Raw genomic sequence first — 25,517 nt, forward strand, 5'->3', positions numbered from 1 at the left:
AGGAATGAGAATACTTCATACATCGGACTGGCATCTGGGGAAGAGGCTTGAAGATTTTCCACGCCTCGAAGAGCAGCAGGCGGTGATGCATGAGATCTGCGAAATAGCGGAACGGGAAAAGGTTGATGTTGTGGTGGTGTCGGGCGACCTGTTCGACACCTTCAATCCTTCCACCGAGGCGATAGAGCTGTTCTACAAAACCCTGAAGCGGCTGACAGCAGGCGGGCACCGCCCAGTGATTGCCATCGCAGGTAACCACGACTCTCCCGACCGTATTGAAGCCCCCGACCCATTGGCCCGCGAGTGCGGCATTATCTTTGCTGGCTATCCCCATTCGGAGGCTACCCCGTTCGCACTCGACAGCGGCCTTACGTTGCTGCAAAGCGAGCAGGGTTTTCTAGAGTTGCAACTCCCCGAAACAAATATTCCCCTGAGAGTTTTGCATACCCCTTACGCTAACGAGTATAGGTTGAAAACCTTTCTCGGACACGAGGATAGCGACGAGGAGCTACGCACCCTCCTTCAGGAGAGATGGGAAAGCCTTGCCCAGCGCTACTGCGATACAAGAGGGGTAAACATACTTGTTTCGCATCTCTTTATGGTGAAGAGAGGCGATGAGCTGCCGGAAGAGCCGGAAGATGAAAAGCCAATACTGCATGTGGGTGGTGCCCAGGCAGTCTATACCGAAAATATTCCTCGGCAGATACAATACACAGCACTGGGGCACCTGCACCGCATGCATCAAGTGTCATCATCACCTTCGCCCGTATTTTACAGTGGTAGCCCCCTCTCCTACAGCTTTGCCGAGGCAAATCAAAAGAAATACGTACTACTGACCGATGTTATGCCGGGTAATCCCGCCGTCATCCGCGAGGTGGAGCTCACCCGCGTGAAACCATTGCTACGTAAACGAGCCATGGGAGTGGAGGCGGCACTACAGTGGCTGGCAGAGAATCCTAACGCACTAGTAGAGCTTACGCTGGCCACCGACACCTTTCTGACCGCTGTGGACAGAAAAAACCTGCATGCCGCTCATCCGGGTATCGTTGCTATTATCCCGGAGGTTGCAAACGCTGAAAACCTGTTCACCACCCATCATAAGCAGATCGACCTGAGCCGGAGTGTGGAAGCGCTGTTTCGCGACTACTTCTTCCATGAGAAAGGGCAGGAGCCCAATGAGGAGATCATGCAGTTATTCACCGAAATAATGGCAGAAGAAAAACAATGATACCCATACAACTAACCATAGAGGGCCTCTACTCCTACCGTGAGAAGCAGACCATCGATTTCGGAAAGCTGACTTCCTCGAGCCTTTTCGGCATCTTTGGGACAGTAGGTAGCGGCAAATCCTCCATCCTCGAAGCCATCACCTTTGCACTCTACGGACGTACCGACCGGCTCAACCTGTCGGGCGATAACCGCTACTACAACATGATGAACCTAAGGTCGGATACTCTGCTCATAGATTTCATTTTCGAGAACGGCAGCGATCAGTGCGCTTACCGGGCAACAGTTAGAAGCAAGCGCAACAGCAAGCGCTTCGAGGATGTGAAAACGCCCGAGCATACCGCCTATAAAAAGATCGGCGGCCGGTGGGTACCGATTGGAGTCAACACTCTCGAAGAGGTTATCGGGTTGAGTTACGATAACTTCAAGCGCACCATCATCATTCCGCAAGGACAGTTTCAAGAGTTCCTGCAACTGGGCAACAGAGACCGCACACAGATGATGAAAGAGCTTTTTAACCTTCATAAGTTCGAGTTCTACTACCAGGTAGTTTCATTAGAAAGTAAAAACAACGACAGGAAGAAGTATGTTGAAGGTCAGCTTCAGCAACTGGAGTATGCCTGTCCCGAACAAGCAGTTAGGTACGAGTCGGAATTAAACGACCTGTCGGAAGCGATAGAAGAGCTTGATCGTAAACTGGGCGAAAGCATAAAGAATGAAGAGTCACTCCGAAATTTGCAGGAGTTGACCCAGAAAAAGGGAGAAGCAGAGATGGAGCACAAGCGCCTGTCGGATCAGGAACCCCTGTTTGTGGAGCTCGAAAAAAGAATCAACAGTTATGAACAGTGTGTTATACAGTTCAAATATTTGCTAGATTCACTTCGTGATTACCGGAAGAAAAAAGAGGATAGGAAAAAACAGATTAATGCTGACACTCAAAAGTTTAACGGAATAACCTCCGGTATTGATCTGCTGGAAAAACAGATTGGAAAGCTCCAGCCTGCCTACGAAAAGAGGGAACAGCTGAAAAAAAAGACAGAAGATTTAGTGCGCCTTCTACAGATGAAAGAGCTTGAGAAGAGCGTTGCGAATGAGGAATCCCGTTTAGAAAAAGGAACAAATATATTCGATGAGACAACCCGTAATGTTGAAAATCTGAGAACAGCAAAACAGCAGTTGGAGGTGGTCATTAAGGAAGGGCGAAACGCCCTTCCCGACCTTGCCCTCCTATCGGAAATAAGAGCATGGTATAACGAAAGAAACAGCCTCGGCAAACAAATGTCCGTAATTGATAAAGAGATTGAAAAATACGAAGAACAGGAAAAAGAGATCCGGGAGTCCAGAGCAAAGCTGCTGGCAGACCCACTGTTTGAACTGCTCCCGTCTGATGCCGGTTATACCGAATGCAGCTACCACCTTAAGGAGGCGACAGAGAAAGTTAAAGGGAAGCAGTACCTCCTGGGAGAACAGGAATCACATCTGCGGGTAAAGGAGCAGCTGAAGAGTTATGCCGAAGCCCTGAAGGAGGGATCCCCCTGCCCTATTTGCGGATCGCTCCATCACCCCGGAAAGTACAAGAGCGGGGATATAGACGAACAGTTCAAACAGATCACGGTAGAAAAACAACTGCTGGAGCAACAACTCAACCGGATTGCCTCGTTTGGCAAGCAGTTTGATCTGCTGGAAAGCAGGTATAAGCAGTCCAAGAGAGATCAGGAGGAGTGGCAAGGTAAAAGAGAGATCCTGCAGCAAACCGTTACCAACCATAACAGGCAGTTTGTGTGGGAGAAATACAAAGAAGAAGAAACGCTGGATACCGCTTTCAAGCGGGCAAAGCAACTTCGGGAGGAGCTCTCAAAGCATGAAGCAGCTCTGGCAGAGAAGGCCGCACAACTGGAAAAAGAGGAGAGCAACAGGGATCGTTTCAGGGAAGAACTTGAAAAGATAAGAACCTCTCTCACCATTCACCGCACAGAGCTAACCACCATCGGGCAGCAGTTAACACAGATCCGCCCCGGCGATTGGCGTGAAAGCTCTTCGGGAAGCATAGAGCGGGAGAAAGATGAATTACTGAAGGAGTACGTTCGGATAGAAAAAGAGTACACCGAAAGTAGCCTCCTTCTACAGGAACAGAAGCAGCGGAAAGAGGCACTGAGAGGGAGTATGGAGATCAATCTCAAGGAGCTGGCACAGGAGCAGTCGGTACTCACCAAGCTGCAGCACCAGCTGGATGAACAGCTTGAAAAATCGACTTTCGGATCCCTCGATGAAGTAGTTCAGATTCTGTCGGAACAGATAGATACTGAAGCTGAGAAGTTAAGGCTCAGCAACTTCAAAGATCATCTCCTGCGAAGCAATTCAGCGTTAGTACAACTTTTGAAAGATATTGGCGACAGGGAGTATAATCCAGATAGCCACCAAGCCATTCTGGCAGAGATCGTTACTCAACGGGATCAGATCAGGGAAAAAACCCAACTGAAAGGAGAAACCGCCCAGCAGCTCAAAAAGCTTCTGCAAGATTTAGAAAGTCAGGTGTTGCTCCGTGAAGAGTTAAACAAGCTCGAAGCAAGGGCTGAGAACGTTAAAACCATGAAGTCGCTTTTCAAGGCAAGCGGATTTGTTAACTACATCTCGTCTGTCTATCTGCAGAATCTCTGTAACGCAGCCAACGACCGTTTCTTTCGGCTCACCCGCCAGAGGCTGAGTCTTGAGATCACCCCCGACAACAATTTCCAGGTGCGCGACTTCATGAACGGCGGTAAGGTAAGGAATGTAAAGACTCTTTCCGGCGGCCAAACATTCCAGGCCTCCTTGTCGCTTGCGCTGGCATTGGCCGACAATATCCAGGAGATTACCCGGTCAAGCCAGAATTTTTTCTTTTTGGATGAAGGCTTTGGCTCATTAGACAAAGAGTCACTCGACATTGTGTTCGACACACTTAAGTCGCTACGAAGTGAGAACCGCATCGTAGGTGTTATCTCACACGTGGAAGAGATGCAACAGGAGATAGATGTACACCTTTACATTGAGAATCACCCAGATAAGGGCAGCGTCATTCATTCCAGCTGGGATCATGCATAGACGTAATAGCAAGTTTTAGGTGACTCATTTTTTTATTCGCGAGTCAATATATTTTTGAAATTCTGGTGAGTCCATGATCTCAATATCATCAATCAGTCCGATCACAAAACGTCCTACTCCTTCGAAGGAGCACACCTCCGTATCCAGCAGCCACTCATTGTCAGACACTTTTTGAAGCACTTTCGATGCAAGCGGAAACTCTTCCATGAGCAGGTTCGCCGACCGCAGTCCCAGTTTCAGTATCACCCGCATCTTTTCGCTGCTGTGCATCCTGAAAACGTCCATATAGCCGCTCTTATGCTGCAGCTCATGCCCCCACGGCTCTGGTGATATCTCAACGCTCCCTATCCTGGATAACCTGAACAGTTTGTTTTCATTGTCCTCCAGGCAGTAGCACCACACCTGCTCATAGTTGGTAGTAAACGAGAACGGTTCAACTACCCTGTCGCGAATATCACTCCCATGCGAAGAAGAGTATTTCTTCAGTACCACGCACTGATGGTTCTCTATAGCCTGTACCAATCGTTTTACATTGCGGCTGTTTTTACCATCCACAATGGTTTCTGCAAGGATCTTATAATCATACACGGTATAGAGTTTCTTCTTCAGGTTCTGCTTAAGCAGGTTATTATCATCGATGCTCTCGATGGCCGATTTCAGGATATAAGCCTCCTCTTCTGTGAAATGGATTAGTTCGCTGATATCCCTGAAGTATTGTGATGAGCTATCCAGTTTAATGTAGTTGTTCACTTTCTTCACTACAAATCCCGCCTGCCGGAATGTATCTATATAGCGATATACAGATCGAATAGAAACAGATAACCTATCGGCAATCTCTTCAACAGTTAATGAATTGTTGGCGGTAAGCATTTTCATCAGTCTTAGAATACGCTCGATTTTAGGCTGATCCATGGTTCAATTTTTTTAGGAAATTATTCAATATTGAGTCCACTTTAAATAGTGGCAATTTTAAGTTTAAAAAAGTAATTCGTCTATTTTTCATTTCCAGTTTTTGAAAAGCGAGGAAGTAAAAAATCGAACACGTTGAATAGTTTCTCCATTATGGAGGTCTTTATATAGCGAAAACTGGTTATTAAACCATTTTCATGCGCTCTTTGACTTATTGTTATCAGATAATTTCCAAGGCGGACATGGTCTATCCATAAACATCTGGCGAAAGTAAATCATTTGTGCCTGAGCAATCCTCTTTATCGTGTTTTGTTATTCCTCGTATGAAAGCAATACTGAAAGATGGTTGCCTCCACGTTGTTTCTTTTCATCTACTCCTGCCCGGGGATAGCCGCGAGTTGGTGCTTACCTTCTCCCGAATGTTGGTGACGGCATCCTTCAGGTAGCCGCTGTCTGCGGCATTTGCCAGTTTCACCTGAACGTTTAGTTTATCTTTCTCTTGGTCCGTGTCATCACAGGTATCGGTGATGTTCACACTATAGCTCTTTACCTTTTGGTCTCTTTTTTTCGATAATCGGCATAGGAGTCATTGTGATTTTGTACGCTCCCGGCCGTGATATCCTCTTTGGAACGAAGGATGGTCTGTTCCTTGACTACCTCGTATTGTTTGTGGAAGACACGGTGAAGAAGATCTTAGCCGGCGGTGCTTTCTGAAAGGCGTTTAAGAACCTGATAAATGAGCTCACCCAGGGAAGAGATTTTCTCACCGAGAGTTTCACTGTTTAAGCGGTAAACCATCTTCCGAGCATCTTCTTCTAAAAATTGAAGGACCTGTTTCCTGAGCCCGGGGTTTAAAAGAAGCATTCCGCTATCGCCCAGGTCCTTTGATAAATCCGCGGAAAGTGTTGTGAATAATCTCGAAACGGGAGTACCAGGCGATGTTACTGCCTATTAGCTTACTATCCATGCGGACAGACTTACCGGATATCTTGAAATGGATTGAAGATGTGGAAAACATGTCATTTTACGGATTTACAGATGTCTTCTTGAATATGATTTTTGTCTTTTACGTGATGCAAAATACGATTTTTTTATCTGATAACAATGGATTTTTAGAGCATTTTATCAAAAAAACGAAATTCCCTACCCCAAGATCATCACCGAGTCGGGACGTGCCCTTACGGCACGCCATTCGATACTTATCTTTAAAATGCTGGAAACAACAACGTTACCCGAATGAGGAGAGGAGGTGGAAATTCAGGAAAACGACCATGAACTGGTAAAAGAGCTGTTCAAGATCTGGGACAACCTGCATAACTTGTTTGGCGACACCAACGTGGTACACGTTGTAACGAGGGACGAAAACACAGGATATAAAATAGAGCAGGTAATTGATGGGGAGACGGTTGCCGGAGTATTGGAGTATGCGCAGTATAACGCCAAGAAGTTAGTTTACTTTCATACATCGTAGATTAAGGTTCCTTTTCTTTGTTTTTACATCTTGTCGTGAGTGCTCACTCAAGAATAAGGTTCTCTAATTCTCTGAAAAAATATCAATAATGAAATAAATTTTAGTAACTTTATACTCGTGAATCAAAGTGGATTCACAATTAAAACATTATTGATAAGCATTTTAAGCCTACAGATCTTTTCTCTATATTTCTATTTTTAAATCAATTTTAAACACTATACACTATTCATGGCTTCAATTAAGTTCAAGTTGAATAAATCCACACAAACGGTAAAAAATGACTATCCATTAACGATACAGATCCTTCATGCGCGAAGCAAAAGTATCATGTTCACTCCGTACCATTTGCGGAAAGAAGATTATAATGAACAAGCAGAACTTGCACTTCTCTCCTGCAAACAATCCAAGGCAGAAGAAATTAACAGTTACATAGCAAAGCAACGGGACCGATTGCGTATAATTATAAGCGATCTGGAAAAAAGAAATCAGCCGTATACTGCCAAAGATATTCTTTCTATATACAAGTGTGGAGATAAAGGAATGTTTTTGTCTTTTATTCATCGCCTTTCCAATGAATTAACAGCCTGTAACAGGCAAAGTACAGCACAGCTTTACATGGCCGTATCTTCCCATCTAACCCAATTTACCCAAAGAAGTTTCGTTATTTTTTCGGGCATCACGGAAGGCTTCGTAAATTCTTTTCGGTTTTATTTACAGAATCAACAGTTGAAGCCCAACAGTATCCAGTTGTATCTTCGTGTTTTCCAAACGCTTTATCAAAAAGCGCTGAAAGAAGGTTTTCAAACACAAGCGCCCGATCCTTTCGGAGATATCAAATTAAGCAAACACCGCACATTAAAAAAAGCGATATCTGCACATACGTTGCGTAAAATAGCCACAGCCGATTTGCCGGGGCATCCCTGCCTTGTAAAGAGCAGGGATACGTTTCTTCTGAGTTTCTACATGCGTGGAATGCCCTTTGTAGACATGGCATACCTTCAGGAGAAAAATATTTCACACAACTATGTATGTTACAACCGCAACAAAACGCAGCAACCGTTACAGGTATATATCGAAAAAGAGATGAAAGTGATTCTTGAAAGGTACCGCACCCCGGGGAATCCCTATTTAATGAGTTATATTGATCCGCAAAAATCCAACTCTTATTACACCCAATATAGAAATGCATTGAGGCGGTATAATCGTCATTTGAAAAAAATAGGAGAAATTCTGCACTTGGATACGGTACTTACCTCCTATGTGGCTCGCCATTCCTGGGCAACATTTGCTCGTGACAACAACATTCCTGTTTCCATTATCAGCGAAAGCCTGGGGCATGCCAGCGAAGAGATTACCTATACGTATCTAGCCTCCATCGGACAGGAAAAAATAGATAAGTCGAATCGGAAACTAATTAAACTGCTCGGAACCTGATTCTCTATTTAACACAATTTGTTATCTTTGTGCTTTAGTTGTAGGAAAGAGCTAATAGATAAATAAATTCATAAAAACACCGCAAAGGTAAGAAAACCAGTCTAATAAATTGTTATACATTTTACCCAACTTGTTTCACTTTTTCACGCTTAACATATTTTTACTTGTTTTTATTACACTTCATTTTTTAACAGATCCCTTTTCGGCAATTTTCTGCAGGACAACAATGGCCCTCAATTTTTTTATGCCTAATTTCAGAAGCAGAATGGCCAAAGTTCTCTTTACAAAACCTGGCAAAATGGGCAGGGGATGAAAAATGAAAGGTAAAAGCAATGGATTTCAAAGGAACTGTAGGATCTTCTAAATTCTGTAGTATTCTTTTTTTTCTTTCATTTATCATCCACTTGTAGGGGCTCGAGCCAAACTGTTTCATAAATTCGCGATTAAACGTATTATACGTATACCCACATAACTTGGCCAGCTCTTGCACATTTTTTGCTTTGAGATGATGAAGCAACACCTTGTTTTTAAACTTGTAGTCACTACATATCAATGGAGAGAAAAAAAGTGAATTCTCTTCTGGAGAATAATTAGCTGAATATAAATAGAATATTAAGTTCAGCATTCGTTTTAGTATTTCAGGATTCGTCAACCCTTTGGAATCATGAATAAGGTTTATTATTTCGAGAAATTGATTCAGTTCCGGTTTTATATTCAGCAGATACGGCTTACAGCATTTTTGATGTTTTTCGTTGAGAACATTTTTCAACGAATTAATAAAGAGCCCATACGACGGATCTGTCATCTCAAAAAAACTGATGAACATCATTTCTGAATCCCGTAGAAGTTTACAGGAAAAAGTAGTGGAAATTGGACACAAAACCATTTGTTTTTCCATCAGGTTATATTTTTCTGTTACGTGGCTTTCGCATTTTCCACATCCTTTTCGCATAAAAACTATGCAATGTGTGGTTTCAAAATTTTCGTGTACAACTTGATTTTTTGTTAACTTTAAACAATTTAACTTCATATATATAAGCATTTTAGTTGAACAGGTAGAGGACGGACATATCGTGTATTTCAACTATCTGTTCCCTCTGAAACGCTGTCTCTTTTATCTTATTACAAATCAGTATATTATTTTTCGTCTCTTTCCTACAACTAAAGCGACAAATTTAGAGATGAAAAAAATGGCATGTATCCTCTTGTTTATGGGGGTTGTTGCTGCTTTAACCGCCCAGCAAACCGGGATCAAAACGAATACGGTATTCTTAGTAACGGCTTCACCCAATATGGGGATTGAATTTGGGCTGGGTGAAAAATTCTCGTTGAGTATTGAAGGTGGTTACAACCCATTTCAACTTAAACCGGAGTTGTTTTGGAAGCACTGGTTTGTTCAACCCGAGTTACGCCGATGGTACTGCCACCGCTATGCAGGATCTTTTTGGGGCATACACACGTTTTATGCAGGGTACAACGTGGATGTACCTAAAATAACCAGGTCACGTTTTGAAGGAAGCTTGTACGGTGCCGGCGTATCCTACGGATACAGTTGGATGCTGAATAACAAATGGAACCTCGAAGCAACAATAGGAGCCGGGTATGCCCGCATGCTATACGACAAGTACGAATGCGGGGATTGCGGTGAGAAGCTCGGCTCGTACAGCCGTAATTATTACGGCCCCTCCAAAGCGGCGGTATCCCTTATTTATTTTATTCACTAACTCGTATAAGTATGAAAAATAGATCCTTGCCAGTTTCACTATTTACCTTTCTGATTTCTTGTATGCTGCCTTTTCAGACAAAAGCGCAACAAAACAAAGGACAACTTTATATTCAAGAAAAAGAAATTATTCAAAAGGATAACACGCTGCGTATTCATTTATTGATAGATGCGCGAGAGATTAAGGTGAATAGTGCCACTGCCCTGGAACTTATTCCTGAACTTTTCGATGAAGAGTTGCATACTTTAGCGTTACCGAAAATTGTTCTTAACGGCCGAAAAAGACACAGAATAGAAAAAAGAAAGCAAGTATTCGACGTGTCCCATAGCAGCGGGCAGGACGTATATACCATTATACAACCCGAAACAGATCCTGCAATAATTGACTATGACGTAACAACGCCTTACGAAGGATGGATGAATGCCTCCTCATTGCGTGTGCGCCAAGCCCTTTGCGGTTGTCCTGGCGAAAGAGAAGTGTTGGCTGATAATCTGCTGATTGAAAATCTACTGGGAGAGGGAAAACCCGATATTGCTCAACGGGAAGCGCCCCAAGAGGAAAATGTCACGCTATACCTCCATTTTATGGAGCCTGGCAAAGAAGAAAAAAAAGCGCGATCGGAGTACGGCGAAGCCTACCTTAATTTTATTGTCAACAAATGGGACATACTTTACGATTATAAAGACAATGCCAAAAAGCTTAATCAGGTACAAGATTTTTTCAAGCGGGCACAAGAAGACAAAGACATTGTGATGGACGGCATTTCCATCATCGGTTATGCATCTCCCGAAGGCACGTATGAACACAACATGATGCTCTCGCAAAAAAGAGCCAGCTCCTTTGCCAACTGGATACAATCGCGATTCAGTTTCCCATACAGTCTGTATAGTGTGGAATGGTACGGTGAAGACTGGGAGAAACTGATAGAGTTAGTAGAGAAAAGTTACATGCCCGAAAAATATCAGGTGGTGGATATCATTCGTAACATTGGCGTGTACGAAGGAAGGGAAACCAGATTGATGAATCTCAACGGCGGACGCACCTATAATTATATGCTGGAAAACATGTTTCCACAGTTACGCCGTGTGTATTACCGCATCGATTATACGGTACGCCCGTTTACAGTGGAAGAAGGCAAAGAGATTATGAAAACCAAACCGCAGCAAATGAGCGTATTCGAATTATACTCAGTGGCCAACACCTATCGGCGGGGATCAAAAGAATACAACCGGGCCATGCAAGAAGCAGTTGAGCAGTTTCCGCAAGATCCGGCAGCGATAAATAATGCCTCGGCAGTGGCGTTGCAGGAAGGGCGTTTGGGTGAAGCGAAAGCACTGTTGGATAGAACCCCCGAGTCGGCATCCAGACAAAACAACTTGGGAGTATATTATATGCTCACGGGTGATTGGGCACGTGCGCAGGCCGCTTTTACCAAAGCGCTTAACGGAGGTATATCGGATGCACGGCACAATCTGGATATTGTGGCACGCCAGCTATCGCTCAAGAAGCAGCGTGAACGCGAAGAAACCGAACGAAAAGCCATTCCCTATAGAATAAGGTAAGATGATAAAAGAGACTTGTAAGGCAACGAAACAACTATACAACCAATCAACTCAAAATTAATAATTAAATAGCAAGAAAAAAATGAAAAAATTATTATTAAGTATTGTGGCATTATGCCTGCTTTTCACATCCTGCGATAAAGAAACGGAGGTGACAAAAAAAAGAACAGCGATGTCCATTTCACTGGTGGCCGAGGCAGGGACAAGAGCTTCCACGGATGTAACCCAAGAAGAAGAAAACAAGGTAACCTCCATGACGGTATTAATTTTTTCTGCTACATCAGATGTACTTGAGAGAAAAGCCGAAATTCATGGCATTACCGGCAAGATTACCGATCTTACGGTAGGCAACAAAAAAATTGTAGTCATAGCCAACCCCTCATCGGCATTGAAAACTCAACTTGCCTCTGTTACCAGCTATGCCGATTTAAACGATGGTACGAAAGTAAATCTTGAATTGTCTTCACAATTTCAAGGCCCGGCTGACGGGTCCATGAACCAGACAGTAGGATTAACCATGACCGGTGAAGCCACAGCTTCGTTGTCGGCCGGAGATGAAAACAAAGTAGGGGTAACCGTGAAACGCGTGGTAGCAAAAGTGAAACTGGGTACGGTAACCATTACTCCCGATGTAGGCTATGACAAAACAAAATTCCAATTGCTGGGTGTGTCCGTACAAAAGGCTCGCAGCAAATCGATGCTCGGCTTTACCAGTCATTTGCTACCCGAAGTATCTCCCTCGTTGTTTAATTATTTATGCGGCACCATAATCTCAGCTAGCCCCAACGTGGATTATCGCTTAACAGGCTCGGCAGTAGAAGGTCAAAATACGGAATACTTTTACGTGATGCCCAACAACAACGATACCGGCAATTGCACTTTGCTGGTTATTAAAGGAAAGTACGACGGAAATCAACAATACTTTGTATTCCGCATAAATGATGTATATGACAATGTTAATCCGCTTACAGGTAGATTCATTGAAGCCAACCATCAATATACGTTGAATGTAACGTTAAAACGCTTGGGCGACGGCAGCACCGACCCGAATGTACCCAGCGATCCCACTTCACTGGACGTAACGGTTACTCCTGAAAACTGGGTGGTGGTTCCTACACAAGACGTGACGTGGTAATTTCCCGCTAATCATTACAGGACGGCTTCTAATGACACAACAAAGCCGGGAGCGCATTGAGATGAACAAAAACAGTACATACACACTCGTTGTGGCCATCGTTACCTTGCTGAGCGGTTGCATTAATAGCGATTTGTCGCATTGTGGCAAACAGGCCCAATTGGTAATAAAGGCAGTCAACAAGTACGGAGACGACATTACCCCCAGCGGAGCAACGGGGGATGTTATGTTATTTGTTTTCGATGACGAAAATAGATTTTTATCCCACCAATATTTGCCGGTTCAAGATATCAGGGACAGAAGAAATATTGAGGTAAAGCTGCGTAGTGGCGAAGCCTTTAGGTATGTGGCTTGGAGTAACATATCCGATACTGTAAAGATGTTTGACTTCGATCCCAATTGGTTATTGAGCCAAAACAAAGTAAAGCCCCTGGCGCTGTCTGACAATATTGTATCTATCCCGGCAGATATATTTTATGGCAGAAAAAGAATGTCTTGTGCCGATGACGAATATTCGCCTGTGACTGAATTGGTGATAAAACGCTCTGTTGCACAGATTCATGTAGCCGTTGTGGGAATGCCTGCCGGTGATAGTCCCGGCCAGTATTTGGTTGTACTGAGTGATAAGGAAGACAAACTTAATTTTGAAAATCAGATATTGCTACTGGGAGGCAACGGCATTTATGTAAAAAAAGCCATGTGGTTCCAAAAAGGGGTGATGATGGGAATTGAAGACGCATTCCGAGCTTTGCCTTCTTTGGGAGGAGCTAAGACTGTGTCGCTCTACAAAGGGCAACAAGTGGTGGCTGCCGTTACACACGACATAGAAAATAAACCCATTGCCCCAAGAGCCGACGAAAGAATAAACGTACTTATTAATTTGAACCAAGACAACCCTTCGGAAACAGCCGGTGTGGAGATGCGGATGGTTGTATCTGACTGGGATGAGGTGGTGGAATGGAAAGAATGGTAAGACGATAATGATAAGATAAGACAGATGAGAAACAATTCTTTCAACAAATATTTATTGTCACCGGTTGTTTTCATTGTTGCGATGCTCGTGTTGTTGGAGTATTCCTGCAGCAATGAACAACAAATATCTGCTCACGGCAACACCCCGGTTTCAGTAACATTTACTCTTGCCAATACACGGTCGAAAGCACAAAGTGAGGTTGAAGGAGATGAAACACAGATACAAGAAATGCTGCTGTTGCTCTTCCGCAACGAAAAACTGGTACAAATACAGCCCATAACTACCCTGCAACCGGTAGACGGTATGGCAAACAATTACAAGTTCAACGTGCTGGTACTCTCTACTTCACGTCCGTTGCGGTTTGTTTTTTTAGCCAATACGGGATGGCAATCTTCTCAACTGGAAGAGTTAATGGGTAAAACTTACTCAGAGGTAATTGCCGCGCTTCCTCCTTTCCAGCCGGAAATGAACGCCACAGGAGTGCAAAACCCGTTCCCCATGTGGGGTGAACTGGTACGTGAGCAAGGTGTACCGCCTGCCACAGACGAGGAGCCAACAATAATGGCAAACATCCGGCTAATGCGTGCTGTGGCTAAAGTGGAAATCACAAAAGACCCTGCTCTGACAGAGCAGGTGTTTAGGTTAAATTCTGTACGGCTGTTTCGATGTCGGGACATGTCGGTAGTCCCTTTATTGGAAAATATGAGTGAAAACATCTCGGAGTTCCAGGTGGTAAAACCAACCTTACCCCCTAACCCAGACATGGCTTCCATACCCACGGTCATAGAAAGCAGTACCCTGCCCATCAGGATGTATGCTCCGGAAAGCAAAGGCATAGCTGTTACGGAACCCGGCTGGGCTACAGCAACAACAGTAATAGTGGTAGGAGGATTTTTCAACGCAATGCAGCAAGAAACCTATTATCGCATCGACTTTATAAAAAATGGGCCGGCGGAAGGGGGTGCCCAACAAGTCTCTTATGGTGAAATATTACGCAACCATCATTATTTATTCAATATAACGGAAGTGAAAAGTGCAGGGTGCTATACTCCCGAAGATGCTGCCGAAAACGCTACCTGTGGCATATCGCTCAAAGTAGCCGGGTGGATAGACCGTCCTTGTGATTTTCCCGATGTGGGAGCAGGATCCGGCGGAATACTAAAAGTAGCACCCTGGATTACAGCTTCTTCAGAGCAATATATTGGAAGCGGATGGTCGCTGGCCGTACCGTGGACAGAGGGTGGATATAATCCGGATGTGGGCGATGCGGAATAACGCAATTCTCAATTAACAATACACAATTGAAAATCAGGATGAATAGTAAAAGATAAAATAAACAATATATATGATGAAGTTTCTTTTTCAACAATGGCTATTTGCTGTCCTGTTGCTTACCGGTTTTGTGGCATGTAGTAAAGAAATGCCGGTCTCCGGTAATGAAACGGATGCAACCGTGCAGGCAGCTTTCAAGCTGCAGGTGAAGCCCGTGGAGGAATACTTCACACGCGGGGCTGCCGTTGCGGCTTGTGAGGTACCGGAAACGGATGACGCCATGACTGTAACCTTTACTCGCGACAAGCGTGAACTTCAAACTCGCGCGTCAGGCGATATTTCGGAAAATAACGAAGAACGCGTAAGCAACGTGTGGGTATTGCAGTTCGATGGCACCAACCCGGAAGCTAAACTGGTGTTAAGGCAGTTTTTCTCCGATTTGGGAAGTGATTACATCGTCCGTCCGTCACTGCTACACAACAGTACCGAGCAAACCATCTATTTTTTGGTAAACACCAATAACTCGTCACTTTTTAGTGATCTTCAACTCAACAAATACACGCTGGCCAATTTTGAGGAAACACCCTCGCGTCAGTATGCAGACCAATTGGAGGTTACCTCCAATGGAACAACATTGCCCATGGCAGCCAAATACACGGGCATACCGGGGGAGGCCCTTAAGAACATCACAGTAACGCGCATGGTATCCAAGATAACCTTTAGCTACACTACTCTCCTCCCGGCGGGGCATAGCTTTGTAGCCAAAAGTGTGCAGTTGCAGGATATTCCCCGTACAGCACTTTATGCCGGGCAACTCACCGGAGGCGTTTTCCCTACCGAAGAGGGTGTGAATTTTACGGACTACGACATGGTGAACCTTGCCCCCGGCGCTTCATGTACCTGGTACATGCCCGAGAGCATGAGGGGAGAGGTGCCGGCCGTAACTCAACCGGGGATGAAAGGAGCGCACAACGCGCCCAAATTTGCCACCAACATTGTTATTACGGGCGACTACACCAAGCCGGGAGCACAGGGCGAAGAAACACAAACAGTTTTGTACCGCATCTTTCTGGGCGAAAACGACACCTACAGCTTCAACACCAGGCGCAACCATCACTACACCCTGAACGTGGTAATAAGGAATATGATGGAAAGCGATAAACGCGTGTTGGTTGCCAACAATGCGCTGGCCCGTTTTGCCACCCATGATTTGGCGGCTTTGAACACATTTGCTGAGGGCCCGGAGTGGCAGGCCCCGGTAGCTTATTGGCAGTGGGGACGCAACAAAGCCTTTCCAAACGCTGTTCCAAAGGCGAATGTCGAACGTTTCATTAGTTGTACCGACCCTTTATTGTGGGAAACTGACGCAATGATCTGGAGAAAATCAATTTCTAGCACCTCCATTACCTCAATTTTCAATAATATAAATGCCAGCTATACATGGAGTGATGTAGTGAAATCCGCCATAGGTACGGCTCCCGAAAGCTATATCGGCAACAATACCGACTACCTGGGAAACCTTTCGGGAGACCCTTGCCCGCAGGGATGGCACGTGCCGGATGACGCAGAGTATCAAGCAATAACAATACAAACCAACGACGCAACCATAAGGGTGGGCGGTAAAACGGGGGTATACAGTGGACAAAAAACCACCAATGCCGGGGTAACGTACGGACTTAAATTCATTCAAGACAACAACTGGGATATGCTTACCGCTTACCGGTGGGAGAAAGTAACGATTGAGGGGGTGGATTGTCTTAAAATCACCTCCCGATACTTGGGATTGGCAGGACGCAAAACAACTGTTGCCGACTTGGTGCCACACACGTATTGGAGCAAAAACAACGCGCAAGACGTTGTGCGTTATTTCCCGGTAAGCGGAATATATACTTATATTAAAAAAGAAAATGCCTCGAGTGTTTATCGTTTTGCTTCTGATTATATAAAGTACTTATCAATGGGTGCAGATTATTCCGCACTTAATGTTTTTGCAGCTAAGGCTGGTTTCTCTTCACAAAGCAATGAGCAGTCTGTGGCATCAAGTATGATGCCTGTTCGTTGCGTCCGAAATTAAGAGGAGAGTTCCACCGTCGCCTATCCGCTCTTTTTGATGATAGAAGTCGCCCACGAAAGGCTCGCAAGGCGACAGAAAGCCTGTGTAAGGTATCGGCGTATTTCTCCATTGCTTCAGTGGCAATTCAGACGGACAAGTGTTTCGTTCATCCAACAGTACATAAACTTACTTGCGAAGACGAGAAGCAACAGACATTACAACAAGAAATCAGCATGCTGTATGCTAAGTTATGGAAAAAGAAGATATAAAGTATTTGTTGGAGGTTGGGGAGTAACAATCTACGAATCACCATTAAACACCAAACATCATTAACTTGTATGTCAAACCAAAAAGAGATATCTTATTTATATTCGAACGTAGTTTCGTGTTCGCTTGAGTTTGCCGACGGTAGCAGGAAAACTATTGAGTTGCCAAAAACGAAGAACTATATGAAATTGCAATATTTGGATGTGGAAGCGAAGAATCGTTTTTTTGCCGATGCAGTGAACGTTAAGATGAATACGTTGATGAACAAACCTGCCACAGTATCGATGCTTGCGAAAAAATGCGGATACAATTCTCTGAAAACATTCACACGCCACTTTAAGAAATATTTAGGCATAACACCTTATCAGTGGATGATGGGCAAAAAAATGGACTATGCGCGCTCAAAACTATTAACCACCACCCTTTCTATAGACTCGGTATCTAAATTATCCGGCTTTGTCAATACCTCTCATTTTTATAAATGTTATTTGAACCGATTCGGTAATTCTCCCGCTCAGGACCGAAAAATGCGTCGGCCGGGGAAGGATTTTTAGAGCATTCTATCAACAAAAACGAAATAAAAACAATAAAATTTAAGTCGGCGACTTTTTATAGTGGACTGTACCTTACCAAAATAAAAATAAACGTACGAAATGATTTTATTTCAACGAGAGCCCTATCGTTTTCAGTAGTCTGATATCCTATTATGTAAGCCCATAAGGAAAATCAGTGGAGATCGAGAATGAATTCTATATATCTGAGATCTCTAACTACCCTGAAAAAGAGGCCACCTAATCTGGCTATACTTAGTTCTGCGGTAAAAAAAGCAAAGCAAAGTAAAAACAAAGCATTTCAATAATGCCTCACCTGACAAATTCTATATTTCATACGTTAAAGGAAACAATACAAGGAAACATTAACTCATAAAATTATCTTCAAAGTCGGCCAAAATATATAAAATACTCCCTTTTGAGTATACTATTTACTTTTCCTGTCATGTAACTTCGCACTAGAAATGCCCTGAAAATATTGAGTTCACTATCGGCCTATCGATCATTAAAGAAAGGGATCTATAACTGACACAATTGCTTATAACAAAAATCGCCATGGAACAGGCGATTTGCAAAAGCTGTTCAAAACCTGTTGATAATGTATTCATAAGTTGTTTATAATAACAGCCTGAAATATTTGCTTTTTTCCTTGTAAGGTTATTATATTTGCAAACAGCGATAAAGTTTATCAGTACGATTATCGTACACAAGATACTAGGAGTTCATTGACATTTTGTACACAACCCGGAAGGATTTCATTCAAAAGAAGAACAGATTCGTTTGTAACTCTTGAAACTAAGGAAGACAATAGCTTAGCCGCTTTTATCAGAATCAGTTGAATGATTATCCTGTTGCACATTGAGATTTTGCAAAAGTTGTTGTTATCCATTTCGGTTGAATGGCACTCCTTAACCGGTTTGTTATCTCCGAAAGCCGATGCAATAATTTGCAACAATTGTAAGGATTTTCGGAATGCCGTAATTACCATATTAAAAGTATGGCAATATACTCCCCTTTCCGAATCTAATGGAAATTGCATTGAGAGAAAAAATTTCACGAGCCAACGCAAGAGAGAAGATTTCTTTTACAGTAATTATCCTGTTTCAGAAAAAGATTTTCTACTACATCGGTTTTCCGTTTGCGGAAACACACGGATGGTAAGAAATTCCGAGGTTGAATAAGTTACATAATCCTGCGTATTCCCGCAGCGACAGAAGCAGGTAAAGCTGCAATATGTCAATAACGGAATCGTTGAGGTTGTATATTCTGCTTCACAGTCCGGAAAAATTAGTATCAAACGATTTCCTGTTATCGAATAGGATGGTATATAAGACTTCTCATAATTGCTTAAACAGCTTCAAACACTGTATTGGAAATTATTTGAAGTATCCGTATTCTGAAGTACAAACCTGGCAAAGAAACAAAAAAGAACTTAATCGTTACTTTTCTGATTCTCACGTTTTTTTGAAATATTCCAAACAAAAATTGCATGCACTGTCAAAATGGCACCGAGTGTGCAGAACGATTTGAACTCCTACCCTATACAAAAAGCCGACTATCCAGCCGGCTTTTTTGTTTTGTTGACAATGTAATAGACAGATGGTTACAAAAAGATGATTTATCTCTAACCTGAATATCTTATTTCTAACTTAGCGTCAAAATCATTCTGTTATCAATTGCCAGTTTGCGCATGTTGAGGATGGCATAACGCATGCGCCCGAGGGCAGTATTGATGCTCACACCGGTTGCATCGGCTATTTCCCGGAAACTTAAATCCTTATAATATCTCATCTCTAGCACTTCACGCTGTGTTTCAGGCAGGAACCCAATCAGCTTCCTTACATCACTTAGTACCTGTGTCTTCACCATCTCCCTTTCCACATTGTCATTGCAGAGGGAAGGGTTATTCAGCAGGTCCACCTCGTAATCGTCATTGGAAACAGTGTTTTCGTTTTTTTTCTGACGGAAATAGTCGATCATCAGATTATGAGCAATACGCATAATCCATGCTCTGAATTTGCCTGTCTCGGTGTATCGCCCCTGTTTTATGGTAACGATTGCTTTAATAAAGGTATCCTGAAAAATGTCTTCCGCTAGGCCACTGTCGCGTACGGTAAAGAAAATATATGCATAAAGAGGTTGCTTGTGCCTGTTGAGTAACTCATCAAACGCAGCATCATTGCCCCCGGCATACGAAACAACCAACTCCTCATCGGTCATCGTGCAGAAAGTATCCATTGCTTTACTTCTTAAACTATTATGTTAATCAAGTGGAGTAAAGAGGACTTATAGGCGAATGATTTTAGTGTTTGTTATTATTCAGTAACAAAGAAAAATAAAAAACACATAACTGCCAAACAATAAAGGATAAAAATTCTCTGCAAACTATTTGTTCTTTGTCGGCGCTCAAAACATAATACCTGTGGTTGACGTTAGACACTCAAAATAGCAACGTATCAAATCTTTGTTAATCTCGTTTATGAGTTGCCCGTAGTGACAAAGCTGTTGAATCTTGAATATTGCCTCAGGCACAAAAAAAGGGATCCGTGATAGACCCCTTGTAAAGTGAATATGCTTTTTAATAGGATTACTCTTCGGCGAGAGCCGGTTTATAGTAAGCCATATCTTCGATACGCGACTTGGTAACAAAATTGTAGTTCTTCACCACCTCTATCTGTCCATAATGGATATATACCTCTGCACTTCGGCGGAACAGCTCCGGATCTTTATTGGCATCCTGCAGAAGCAGGTGTCCCATGATTATATGTCCGGCACTCTCCACAAGCCGGCGAGAGTGAAAATCGAGATAATCCTCATCTTTGGGTGCGGTAACCAAATCGACCAACTTTTCATACATCTGTGTCATCTTCGACAGTACCCGCTTCAGCGGCTCTAGCTCGGGCGCAACCGGCATATCGGCATACTCTTTGATCCTTTGAAGATAGGTTCCTGTAGTGACATGACGGATGGCAGCCACCACCTGCAACTGCGTGGTACCTTCATAGATATTGGTAATACGTGCATCGCGATAGAGCCGCTCACACTTGTAGTCTTTCATATAACCCGATCCGCCATGTATCTGGATGGCATCGTAGGCATTCTGGTTGGCATACTCGCTACTCATACCCTTACCGAGGGGTGTGAAGGCATCGGCCAGGCGAGAGTAGTACTTCATCTCATTCCGTTCTTCAGGTGTAAGCTTGCGTTCTCTTGCAATATCTTCCAGTGTTTTGTACATATCTACAAAACGGCAGGTCTCATAGAGCATGGTACGTGATGCATCGGTCCTGGCACGCATGTTGGCCAGCATCTCGTAAACCGGAGGAAACTCTATGATGGCTTTTCCAAACTGACGGCGCTCGATAGCATAGTTGTATGCTTCGCGGGTGGCGGCTTCGGAAAGGCCTACCGACTGGGCAATAATTCCCAGGCGTGCACCATTCATAAGCGACATAACATATTTAATCAATCCCATCCGGCGTGTACCTACTAACTCAGCTTTTGCATTTTTGAAAACCAGCTCGCAAGTAGGTGCTCCCTTGATCCCCATCTTGTTCTCAATGCGGCGCACGTTGACACCTCCGTTTTTCTTATCATAAACAAACATCGACAGGCCCCTGGCATCTTTAGTGCCTTCTTCAGAACGGGCAAGCACAAGGTGAATATCGGCATCGCCGTTAGTAATAAAGCGCTTCACTCCGTTCAGGTACCACTGATTTTCTTTTTCGTTGAAAGTGGCCTTCAGCATCACTGCCTGCAGGTCTGATCCAGCATCGGGCTCTGTGAGGTCCATCGACATGGTCTCGCCCTTCACGATACGGGGCAGATATTTTTCCTTCTGCGCTTCATCGGCAAATTCATAGATAGTTTCGCCACAATCCTGCAACATCCAGATATTCTGAAAGCTGGCATCGGCACGGCTCACAATATCGGCACTCATCATATAGGGTACCATGGGAAAGTTAAGACCGCCATACCTGCGGGCCAAACCCATTCCCATCAACTCTGCCTTATTAAGCGCATTGAGGTTCTCCTGCGTGGGGCCGGCATAAGTCACACGCCCGTCTTTAACGGTAGGGCCACACTGATCAACACTTTCGGAGTTGGGTTCAATGATGTCACCGCAGATCTCGCCCACCACTTCCAGCACTTTATTGTAACTGTCCATTGCATCTTCGAAGTCCATTGGGGCATAGTCGTAAGTATCCTTGTCAGAGTAGTTTCTCTCTTTCAATTCCACAATTCGTTTCATCAGTGGATGATGAATATAATGACGAAATTGTGGTGTATCTGTGTAAAAGTTTGCCATTTCTTTTTCGGTATATTTTTGTTATTGTCTTTTATATCAAAGAGCTTTGCTGTCACTCTTCAATTTTCATTTATTTCGTGTTTTTCTTATAATATTTAATCATCTTCGGTATCACCTGCTCAATTTCTCCGGTAATTACATAGTCGGCAATAGCATTGATGGGCGCATTGGGATCGTTGTTAATAGAAATGATGATAGAACTATCTTGCATACCGGCAATATGCTGTATCTGTCCCGAGATGCCACAGGCGATATACACTTTAGGGCGGACGGTTACACCCGTTTGTCCCACCTGACGTTCATGTTCTACAAATCCGGCATCTACAGCTGCACGTGATGCGCCCACTTCAGCACCCAGCACGTCGGCAAGCTGGTAGAGCATCTGGAAGTTTTCTTTCGACCCCACGCCATAACCTCCTGATACAATGATGGGTGAATTTTTAATATTTACCTTTGATTTCTCAACGTGACGATCGATAATGGAAACAATGAAGTCTTCTTCTTTCACAAAATCTTTCACATTGTATTCCACTTTTTCACCTTTATAGTTAAGATCGTAAATCTCCTTTTTCATAACCCCTTCGCGTACCGTAGCCATCTGCGGACGATGATCGGGGTTAATGATCCATGCCACAATATTTCCACCAAAAGCGGGACGTATTTGATAGAGAAGGTTCTCATAATTTTTTCCAGCTTTTTTATCCTCGTGGTCGCCTATCTCTAACGAGGTACAGTCGGCGGTTAACCCGCTTCCCAATGCCGATGATACGCGTGGGCCAAGGTCGCGCCCTATAATGGTAGCCCCCATAAGACAGATTTGCGGCTTTTCTTTTTTGAAGAGTTCCACCATGATGGATGTATGAGGCAGTGTGGTATAAGGCGACAATCTGTTATCTTTGAAGATATGCAACACATCTACTCCATAGGGAAAAACCTGTTGATCAACATTATCGAGTTTTGATGCAGCAGCCACAGCCTCAAGCTTGCATCCCAGCTGGCTAGCAAGCGATCGCCCTTTGGTCAGCAGTTCCAGACTCACATCAGCTACCGTTCCCTCTTCTATTTCCAAATATACAAATAAGTTGTTCATTTATTCTTAATAAATTAGACTATTTCCTACCATAACAGATTTCAAACATACTTCTATTCTGTTCATATAGCTTAGCAAAATAGTTCATTGTAATTTTTATTATCCAATCGTATGACTTTCTATTAGCTCCCTCATCAGCTCGTCAATCTCCATATCACTGCCGCTGAGTCTTTTGCTCTCTTTGGCCTGAAAGACAACGTTCTCAATCTTTTTCACTTTCGTAGGAGAACCGGAGAGGCCGCACTGAACTATGTCCGCATCTACATCGGCCACACTCCATTCGGTTAAGTTCAGATAGGGGCGACTGCTATATATATCTATGTAGTCGATATTTTCAGTCTGACGCTCGGTGATGGTTCTGGCGTGTTTATACTTTTGCAGCAGCTTCGCATTGCGGGGCCTGCATGTTCGAGCCGATCCGTTAACGGTAATCAACACCGGAAGGGGGCACTCCACCACTTCTACACCGTTATCAAGGCGCCGTTTAACAGTTACCTTATTTTTTTCTATTCTTTCGATGTCCTCGGCATAGGTAATTTGGGGTATTCCCAGTTTTTCGGCCACCTGGGGACCTACCTGGGCGGTATCACCATCGATAGCCTGTCGTCCGGAAATGATGATATCGAATTTTCCAAGTTTCCTGACAGCCATGGCCAAAGCATACGATGTAGCCAGCGTATCGGCACCGGCAAAAGCCCTGTCGGTCAATAACACTCCGTCATCTGCACCACGGAAAAGCCCTTCGCGAAGGATTTCGGCAGCACGTCCCGGTCCCATAGTCAGCACCGTAATTGTAGATCCCGGATAGCTCTCTTTGATTCCAAGGGCCTGCTCCAAAGCATTCAGATCTTCGGGATTGAATATAGCGGGAAGTGCCGCTCTGTTTACAGTTCCATCGGCTTTCATCGCATCTTTCCCAACATTGCGTGTATCAGGTACCTGCTTCGCCAACACAATAATGTTAAATGTCATACTTCTGTTAGTTTCTTTTTTTATGTTTCTGTTGTGTATTTTTAAGAGTGCCACAAATATACATAAAAAATTGCCAAGCCAATCATAGGGAAACGAACTTTCTAAAAAAAGAAATAATCGTATAATAGCTTACACTCAAAAAAAACAAAACCCACATTAAACCAAATCCGTTGAAATGCATCTTTAATAAGGGTTCGATCTTTGGTGTTCTGAAAACTTTTTCGGACATAGAATTGAGCACCATGTCATCTTCAGTTTATATTTTTAGTGTTCTGAAAACTTTTGCGCTACCGTAAATGTTAATAATGTACGAGAATAAGTTCTATATGATATCCTCAATAATAAATAGGTTAAATAGGTTAAATAGTTTAAACCGTATGAATCAAGCATACAAGCCATTCCTGTCTGTTCTTTTTGCAGGAATGCTTCTGAGCAGTTGTGCAGGAATAAAATATCTGTCAGTGGAAACACGTGAGCCAGCCCAGGTAGCATTACCATCGAATGTGCTGAATATAGCAGTAGTAAATAATGTAGTACAGCAACCCGACGAGATTGGGCATTACATAAAACAACTGGGCCGCTCAGCCGCACAGAGGACGAAAGCCTCGTCCGACAGTATTGCCATATACTACACCGAAGCCCTTTCACAATTTTTGAATGAGGAGGATTATTTCCAGCGGGTTGTGTTCTATAACAAACCTTTGAGAAGCGACAAAGACTTCTTCAGGGAAGAGCTTATTGCCCCCGAAACAATGAACGAAATTAGAAGGATGACCGGCGCTGACGCTATTGTTTCGCTCGATAAACTGATAATAGAGACCAATAAAAGGGAGCATTTCAGGCAGCAAGGCTACACATACAGCGATTTGACAGGAAAGATAAACTCAGTTATACGTGTGTACCTTCCCACCATGGAGGGGAAAATTCCTGCAGTACAATATACCGACAGCATTCGTTGGGAAGGCTTTGATATTCAGGATGGGATGGCTTATGCGGAAGTAATGATTCCGTCAACCGAAGAGGCTATGAAGTTATTGGCTGTAAAGGCAGCCGAAAAGATGACATATGTGTTTGCACCTCACTGGGAGATGCAAGACAGATGGTATTACACACTCCCCAACTCTTTGATGCGAGAGGGAGAGACATTTGCAAAGGGAGCCAGATGGGAAGAAGCAATAGAGAAATGGCAAACTTTTTATAATTCCCTCTCAAACAAAACTGATAAAGCCAAGGCAGCAAATAATATTGCACTTGCCTATGAGATGATGGACGATATGGATAAAGCATCTGAGTGGGCGGAAGTGTCAAACAATCTGTTTGTTCAATCCACATCTCCAAACTCGCTGGAAAGAAGAAGGTCTTTGTTGTATAAGAATGAAATAGAGAGGCGCCGCAACAACTCAAACAGAGTGAATCAGGAGGATTTCTGATTAGTTTGAATTATTTTGGCTAAACTTTGCCAATAAAATGGCTAAATATTGCAACTT

19 protein-coding genes and 1 pseudogene are annotated in these 25,517 nt (G+C 43.6%); 12 read left to right on the plus strand and 8 right to left on the minus strand.

Annotated features, from left to right (window positions below; all coding sequences use genetic code 11):
- Positions 1-4: 4 nt before the first annotated feature.
- Both KDN43_RS13595 and KDN43_RS13600 read left to right on the plus strand, forming a co-directional pair.
- The gene (locus KDN43_RS13595; protein ID WP_238866961.1) at positions 5-1,228 is read left to right on the plus strand and encodes a metallophosphoesterase family protein; all 1,224 of its coding nucleotides are present in this window, start codon (positions 5-7) and stop codon (positions 1,226-1,228) included.
- Positions 1,225-4,308, plus strand: a complete 3,084-nt coding sequence (locus KDN43_RS13600; protein ID WP_238866962.1) for an AAA family ATPase — start codon at positions 1,225-1,227, stop codon at positions 4,306-4,308. The genes KDN43_RS13595 and KDN43_RS13600 overlap by 4 nt, the downstream gene beginning before the upstream one ends.
- 24 nt (positions 4,309-4,332) lie before the next feature.
- Here the strand turns inward: KDN43_RS13600 and KDN43_RS13605 are convergent, their stop codons facing one another.
- The 3 genes from KDN43_RS13605 to KDN43_RS13615 all read right to left on the minus strand — a co-directional run bounded on the left by KDN43_RS13605 (position 4,333) and on the right by KDN43_RS13615 (position 6,235).
- Complete coding sequence (locus KDN43_RS13605) at positions 4,333-5,220, minus strand: helix-turn-helix transcriptional regulator (protein WP_238866963.1); 888 nt, start codon at positions 5,218-5,220, stop codon at positions 4,333-4,335.
- A gap of 364 nt (positions 5,221-5,584) precedes the next feature.
- Positions 5,585-5,752, minus strand: coding sequence for a hypothetical protein (locus tag KDN43_RS13610; protein ID WP_238866964.1), 168 nt, complete (start codon positions 5,750-5,752; stop codon positions 5,585-5,587).
- Between the two features lie 333 nt (positions 5,753-6,085).
- Positions 6,086-6,235, minus strand: a complete 150-nt coding sequence (locus KDN43_RS13615; RefSeq protein ID WP_238866965.1) for a hypothetical protein — start codon at positions 6,233-6,235, stop codon at positions 6,086-6,088.
- Positions 6,236-6,346: 111 nt separating this feature from the next.
- Between KDN43_RS13615 and KDN43_RS16610 the strand changes: the two are divergent.
- A pseudogene (locus tag KDN43_RS16610) lies at positions 6,347-6,532 on the plus strand (hypothetical protein); the annotation flags it as partial.
- Between the two features lie 384 nt (positions 6,533-6,916).
- Positions 6,917-8,122 (plus strand): tyrosine-type recombinase/integrase, encoded by a 1,206-nt coding sequence (locus KDN43_RS13625; RefSeq protein ID WP_238866966.1) that lies wholly within the window; start codon positions 6,917-6,919, stop codon positions 8,120-8,122.
- Between the two features lie 187 nt (positions 8,123-8,309).
- On the opposite strand, the gene KDN43_RS13630 is transcribed toward KDN43_RS13625, so the two are convergent.
- Positions 8,310-9,020 (minus strand): helix-turn-helix domain-containing protein, encoded by a 711-nt coding sequence (locus tag KDN43_RS13630; RefSeq protein WP_238866967.1) that lies wholly within the window; start codon positions 9,018-9,020, stop codon positions 8,310-8,312.
- Between the two features lie 283 nt (positions 9,021-9,303).
- On the opposite strand from KDN43_RS13630, the gene KDN43_RS13635 reads away from it, so the two are divergent.
- From KDN43_RS13635 to KDN43_RS13665, 7 genes are all read left to right on the plus strand, one after another.
- The gene (locus KDN43_RS13635) at positions 9,304-9,846 is read left to right on the plus strand and encodes a DUF3575 domain-containing protein (RefSeq protein ID WP_238866969.1); all 543 of its coding nucleotides are present in this window, start codon (positions 9,304-9,306) and stop codon (positions 9,844-9,846) included.
- Positions 9,847-9,857: 11 nt separating this feature from the next.
- Positions 9,858-11,408 carry a DUF3868 domain-containing protein gene (locus KDN43_RS13640; RefSeq protein ID WP_238866971.1) on the plus strand — a complete coding sequence of 517 codons (1,551 nt, stop codon included), beginning with the start codon at positions 9,858-9,860 and terminating at the stop codon, positions 11,406-11,408.
- 82 nt (positions 11,409-11,490) lie between these two features.
- Positions 11,491-12,543 (plus strand): fimbrial protein, encoded by a 1,053-nt coding sequence (locus KDN43_RS13645; RefSeq protein WP_238866973.1) that lies wholly within the window; start codon positions 11,491-11,493, stop codon positions 12,541-12,543.
- A 31-nt stretch (positions 12,544-12,574) separates the two neighbouring features.
- Positions 12,575-13,516, plus strand: coding sequence for a FimB/Mfa2 family fimbrial subunit (locus tag KDN43_RS13650; protein WP_238866975.1), 942 nt, complete (start codon positions 12,575-12,577; stop codon positions 13,514-13,516).
- A 24-nt stretch (positions 13,517-13,540) separates the two neighbouring features.
- Entirely contained in the window at positions 13,541-14,791 is a 1,251-nt protein-coding gene (locus KDN43_RS13655) for a hypothetical protein (RefSeq protein WP_238866977.1), read from the plus strand.
- A 70-nt stretch (positions 14,792-14,861) separates the two neighbouring features.
- Entirely contained in the window at positions 14,862-16,862 is a 2,001-nt protein-coding gene (locus KDN43_RS13660; RefSeq protein WP_238866979.1) for a DUF4906 domain-containing protein, read from the plus strand.
- Positions 16,863-17,179: 317 nt separating this feature from the next.
- Entirely contained in the window at positions 17,180-17,662 is a 483-nt protein-coding gene (locus KDN43_RS13665) for a helix-turn-helix domain-containing protein (RefSeq protein WP_238866981.1), read from the plus strand.
- 1,641 nt (positions 17,663-19,303) lie between these two features.
- Here KDN43_RS13665 and KDN43_RS13670 read toward each other — a convergent pair.
- The 4 genes from KDN43_RS13670 to KDN43_RS13685 form a co-directional block, all read right to left on the minus strand.
- Positions 19,304-19,897, minus strand: coding sequence for an RNA polymerase sigma factor (locus KDN43_RS13670; RefSeq protein WP_238866983.1), 594 nt, complete (start codon positions 19,895-19,897; stop codon positions 19,304-19,306).
- A gap of 349 nt (positions 19,898-20,246) precedes the next feature.
- Positions 20,247-21,968, minus strand: a complete 1,722-nt coding sequence (locus KDN43_RS13675; protein ID WP_238866985.1) for an acyl-CoA dehydrogenase family protein — start codon at positions 21,966-21,968, stop codon at positions 20,247-20,249.
- 70 nt (positions 21,969-22,038) lie between these two features.
- Complete coding sequence (locus KDN43_RS13680) at positions 22,039-23,058, minus strand: electron transfer flavoprotein subunit alpha/FixB family protein (RefSeq protein WP_238866987.1); 1,020 nt, start codon at positions 23,056-23,058, stop codon at positions 22,039-22,041.
- Between the two features lie 99 nt (positions 23,059-23,157).
- Entirely contained in the window at positions 23,158-24,030 is an 873-nt protein-coding gene (locus KDN43_RS13685; RefSeq protein ID WP_238866989.1) for an electron transfer flavoprotein subunit beta/FixA family protein, read from the minus strand.
- Positions 24,031-24,407: 377 nt separating this feature from the next.
- Here KDN43_RS13685 and KDN43_RS13690 point away from each other — a divergent pair, with 377 nt between their 5' ends.
- Positions 24,408-25,460: a DUF6340 family protein gene (locus KDN43_RS13690; RefSeq protein ID WP_238866990.1), complete on the plus strand. Its 1,053-nt coding sequence runs from the start codon at positions 24,408-24,410 to the stop codon at positions 25,458-25,460.
- Positions 25,461-25,517: the final 57 nt, after the last annotated feature.

The sequence above is a fragment of the Proteiniphilum propionicum genome (genome assembly GCF_022267555.1).
Lineage (GTDB): Bacteria > Bacteroidota > Bacteroidia > Bacteroidales > Dysgonomonadaceae > Proteiniphilum > Proteiniphilum propionicum.